Source organism: Hyphomonas sp. UBA3601 (genome assembly GCF_002375605.1).
GTDB lineage: Bacteria > Pseudomonadota > Alphaproteobacteria > Caulobacterales > Hyphomonadaceae > Hyphomonas.
Genome location: NZ_DFME01000127.1, coordinates 31,224 through 36,160 on the forward strand (window position 1 = coordinate 31,224; position 4,937 = coordinate 36,160).

At 58.5% G+C, this 4,937-nt stretch carries 5 protein-coding genes; 4 read left to right on the forward strand and 1 reads right to left on the reverse strand.

Features of this window, described 5'->3' with window-relative positions:
* From B4F73_RS13980 to B4F73_RS13990, 3 genes are all read left to right on the forward strand, one after another.
* Positions 1-693 (forward strand): SMP-30/gluconolactonase/LRE family protein (locus B4F73_RS13980; protein WP_290483569.1); only part of this gene is annotated, 693 nt, incomplete at its 5' end.
* A gap of 23 nt (positions 694-716) precedes the next feature.
* Positions 717-1,793 carry an MBL fold metallo-hydrolase gene (locus tag B4F73_RS13985; protein WP_290483570.1) on the forward strand — a complete coding sequence of 359 codons (1,077 nt, stop codon included), beginning with the start codon at positions 717-719 and terminating at the stop codon, positions 1,791-1,793.
* Positions 1,794-1,895: 102 nt separating this feature from the next.
* Positions 1,896-2,990 (forward strand): serine hydrolase domain-containing protein, encoded by a 1,095-nt coding sequence (locus tag B4F73_RS13990; RefSeq protein ID WP_290483571.1) that lies wholly within the window; start codon positions 1,896-1,898, stop codon positions 2,988-2,990.
* Here B4F73_RS13990 and B4F73_RS13995 read toward each other — a convergent pair.
* Entirely contained in the window at positions 2,987-4,162 is a 1,176-nt protein-coding gene (locus tag B4F73_RS13995) for an Mrp/NBP35 family ATP-binding protein (RefSeq protein ID WP_290479939.1), read from the reverse strand. The genes B4F73_RS13990 and B4F73_RS13995 overlap by 4 nt on opposite strands.
* Before the next feature lie 98 nt (positions 4,163-4,260).
* Between B4F73_RS13995 and hflK the strand changes: the two genes are divergently transcribed.
* A partial coding sequence (gene hflK / locus B4F73_RS14000) for a protease modulator HflK (RefSeq protein WP_290483572.1) occupies positions 4,261-4,937 on the forward strand: 677 nt, incomplete at its 3' end.

Sequence of the window (4,937 nt, forward strand, 5' to 3'; positions counted from 1 at the left end):
ATCTATACTGACATGGACGGTTTGCTCATCCCCGGAAACTGTCCGGACGATTATGATGGTGGCCGCATCGAACGGGTTGATCTTTCTACAGGCAAGGTTGACCGGGTACTGGACACAGTCGGTGGCCACCCCCTGAAAGGCCCCAACGATCTCGTCTTCGACAAGGCAGGCAATCTCTACTTCACCGATCATGGCAAAACCTACTCGCGCCACCGCGATTTCGGCGGGCTCTTTTTCCTCGCCAATGGTGCCAGCGAAGCCAAGGAACTGGACTTCCATTATAGTAGTCCAAATGGTGTCGGCCTTGCTCCTGATGAGCAGACCGTCTTCATGGCCGACACCATGACCGGACGCATGTGGGCGTTTGATTTGGAAAGCCCCGGCATCATCAAACCTGCCTCCCCTTTCAATGGCGGGCGCGTAGTCGCCACCATGCCGGGCCTGCAGTATTTTGACAGCCTGGCCATGACGGCGGCGGGCAATGTCTGTGTCGCAACCATTCTGAATGGCGGTATCACAACGATCACGCCGGACGGAGATTTTCACCACACGGCTTTTCCCGACCTGATCGTCACCAATATCGCCTTTGGCGGCGACGACATGCAGGATGCCTACGTTACCCTGTCGAGTACCGGCCAGCTTGCCAAATGCCGGTGGCCGGAGCCGGGCCTGAAACTGAACTTCAACGCCTAGTTTGCAATTCAGGAGGATAAGCGATGAGAGTTCTCAAAATCATTCTGATCGCCGCGACAGTCTTGGTGCTCGCCGTGATTGGCGCACGCACCCTGTTCGGCGTACAAATTGGCGAGTTTGCGTTCAAAGCTGCGGTCAAATCGACCTTGGGGCAAAATGCGCTTGCCGACGCACCAGACGGTCTGACCGTTGTACTTGTCGGCACGGGATCTCCCCTGCCCGATCCGGGGCGTGTGGGACCCATGACGGTGGTCGTTGCGGGAGACCGCGTCTTTATCGTTGATGCCGGGGCCGGATCAGGCCGAAGATTCGGAGAGCTGCGTCTGCCGTGGGCCAATGTGGAGGCGGTGTTCCTGACCCATTTCCATTCCGATCACATTGATGGGCTTGGAGAGGTGTTGCTGCAACACTGGGCAGCCGGTGGCGCACAGGCACCCTTGCCGATCCACGGTCCGGATGGCGTCGGCCAGGTCGTCGCTGGCTTCGACGCTGCCTATGCTCTGGATTCTGCATACCGTATCGCCCATCACGGAGCGGATGTCCTGTCCCCATCTGGACAAGGCGCAGATGCTGTTCCATTCACGCCTGCGAGCACAGCTCGCAAAGTGTATGACCGCGATGGCCTGAGCGTTACCGCAGTTTCAGTGGATCATGATCCAATTGAGCCAGCTGTAGCCTACCGGTTCGACTACAAAGGACGGTCCGTCACGATTTCCGGAGATACGGTCAAGGATCCACGCTTGGTCGCCTTGGCGCGGGACACGGACATACTCGTTCACGAAGCGTTGAATGCCGACATGGTCAGCCAAATCCGCGACCAACTCAATGCGAACGGACAGGCCCGCCTCGCGGCCATCATGAACGATATCCTCGACTACCACACGACGCCGGTCGAGGGCGCGGAAGTCGCCAGCGAAGCAGGTGCGCGCATGCTGGTCTTCAGCCATTTCGTTCCGGCGGTGCCGAGCCGCCTTCTATACCCGGCATTCCTGAAAGGAACGGATGACGCCTATGATGGCCCGATCATTATGGGCGAAGACGGCATGGCATTCGAATTGTCTGCAAGCAGCGAGAATATCGTCCGTAAGCGGCTGGATTAGACCCGGTTCGCTTCGGCCAAGGCCTCAAAAAACTTTCAGCTTTTCGATATGCAATGCCGGCCAGCGCCGCTAGATCGGAGCGCTGACGATTTGGAGCGAACCATGAACTACGCGACGATTTTGGCCATGATGGCTGCACTCCTGACCATCGGCTGCACGCCGGAACACGCCGCCTCCTATTATGCACCGGCGATAGACACCAACGACCAACCCTCCCGGGAAATCACGGGCGTTCTGGAAGAGCTGGAATTTTCTGGCAGCATTCTTGTTGGCAAAAAAGAAGAAATCATCCTGCGTCAGGCTGTGAACGCATGGCCAACCGAAGACGTACAACCGGTCAATTCCGACACCCGTTTCCCAATTGCGTCGATGACAAAGAGTTTCACCGCTTCGCTTGTCCTGCAACTGGTCGATGAGGGAAAACTCGATCTGGACCAGTCACTGGAAGAACTCCTGCCCGATTTTGAGACGCCCTATGCGCGTGACGTCCCCCTGCGCCACCTGCTCCAGAACAGGTCCGGCATTCCGCACTATGTCGACATTCCCGGGTGGTTCGACAATGAGGTGAAGCGATCCTTCACCGATGAGTCCTTCATGGACACTCTTGAGGCGCTCGAGCTGAGATTCCGGCCCGGCAGCGACTACCTCTATTCAAACGTGAATTATTACCTGCTCGCGCGCATCATCGACCGCCATGCAGGCACCGGATACGAAGACTATTTGCGATCGCAGATTCTCGATCCGCTCGGCCTCGACCGTACCGGGCAAATCTATCAGGACGAAATTGATCTGGCGGCCAACTATTTCCGCTCCGAAGATGGCGGCTACGAAATCATCCCGATCACCAACCCCGTCCTGTTCCGCGGAACCGCCTCAATGTACTCAACGGTTGATGATCTGTCTGCCTGGGGACAGGCCGTTCTTAACGGAGACCTCCTGTCCGAAACTGGCCGGAAGGAGGCCTTCAATCCGGAAGCGCCGATGGCCTGGACGGTGACTCAAATGACCATCGGCAGCGGAGAACCGACGGAGGTCATCTTCTATAATGGACGTCTGATCGGCTATCTCAGCCTTGTTTTGCTCCTTCCGGAACAAGACGGTGTCATCGTCGTCCTCAACAACAATACGGTCGGCTACGAGAATCTGTTGACCATAGCGAGCACGCTCGCTGAAGAATACTTCAGTGAGCCGACCTAGTCCTCGAAGATGATCTGCGGCGCGGGCTTCGATTGAAGCGTATCCAGCCCCATCGCAACGCGGCGGGCCAGTTCATGAAAGAGCTGGCCCGTTGTTTCATCTGACAGCGCCGCCGGCTTGCCTGAATCGCCACCTTCGCGGATCGCTTGCAGCATCGGAAGCTCAGCCAGCACTGGCAGGCCAAGAGCATTCGCCGTGGCGGTGCCCCCGCCCTGCCCCATCAGATAATGGCGATTGCCCGCCGGATCTTCGAACCAGCTCATTGTCTCGACTATGCCAAGGACCGGCACTTCAGTCTTGGCAAACATGGCCGCGCCGCGACGCACATCCGCCAGCGCGACTTCCTGGGGCGTGGTGACGATCAGCGCCGCCGTTACGGGCACGCGCTGGGCTATCGTCAACTGTGCATCCCCCGTTCCCGGCGGCGTGTCGATGATCAACACGTCCAGCGGATCATCCACGGTACCCCATTCCGCATCATTCAACATCTGTGTGATTGCTGACATTACTATGGGTCCGCGCCAGATCATCGGCGAGTCCGGATCGGACAAATATCCAATCGACAGCGTCTTCATGCCGAAGGCTTCGACAGGTTGCAGCTTGCCGGACTCCGCGGACGTCACTGGCTCAGCCGACACTGTCCCCAGCATGGTCGGGATAGAGGGGCCATAAATGTCGGCATCCATGAGGCCGACCTTCATACCGGCTTTTGCCATCGCCGCAGCCAGATTGACCGCGACTGTAGACTTGCCGACGCCGCCCTTGGCGCTCGCCACGACTAGAATCCTGGAAATACCGGGGATTGAGGACTTTGGTGTGCTGGCCGGAACATTCCCTTGCTGCATCGCCTCATCCGACAGGCGGGCGCCCTTGCGCACACGTTTTGAGGCGGGCGCATGAGACAGATGAACCTCCTTCGCCGGAGCGACCGCAACGCGTTCGGCGGTCAGAACGCTGCTCACGGATTTGACCCCGGAGACCAGTTCGACCTTGCCTTCAGCCTCGATCCGGCGCGCCTCAGCGGCCTCTGGCGCGGCTGGGTCTGCCTCGATCACAAGTACCGCGCGACCGTCTTCACCCACCGAAACCGATTCGAGCCAATCGGGCCGACCGAGGGCTTCGATGATCTTTTCTTCGAGTTTCCGGCGTGATTTATCCCTAGATCCGAACAAAATCTGCGACTCCGCTGCTCTTGATGCCTGCAAACAGGCATGCACTTATCACCAAAGCGCCTATATAGAACCCATGCACAGTAATACAGGGAGGGCTCATGCCCTGGGATGACAAAACTAAATCCAGCGGCCCTTGGGGCGGCGAGGGCGGAAATGACAATGGAGGCGGCAAGGATGGCGGCTCTCCTTGGAACCGTCCCGGCGGCTCGGGCGGCAATGGGGGTAATGACCTCGAAGACCAGATGCGGCGCATGCAGGAACGTTTCCGGCAGCGCGGCGGCGGCGGTGGTCGCAAACGTGGCGGCGGTGGCGGCAGCGGCGGAACCAATTTCGGTCCGCTCGGCTTTCTGGTCATCGCAGGTATCGCCCTGCTTGCCTGGCTGTCCACCAGCGTCGTTATGGTAGATCCGGGCCAACAGGCCTCCGTCTTCCGCTTCGGCAAATGGCAGACCAATTTTGGCCCCGGCCTCCACTTCCACCTGCCTGCCCCCTTCGAGGAGCATGAACTGGTCGAGGTCGAAGCCCGCCGAAAGACTCAGATCGGCCAGACCATGGACGAGAGCCTGATGCTGACTGAAGACGAAAATATCGTCGACATTCAGTTCTCCGTCTTCTGGCGCGTGAAGCCCGAAGCACCACAGGATTACATCCTGAATGTGAAACAGCCCGATATCGCTGTCGAAATGGTGGCAGAGTCCGTGATGCGCGAAGTTGTCGGCAAAACGCGCCTTCAAAGTGTCATCACGACTGAACGCGACGTCGTTCAGACCGAAGT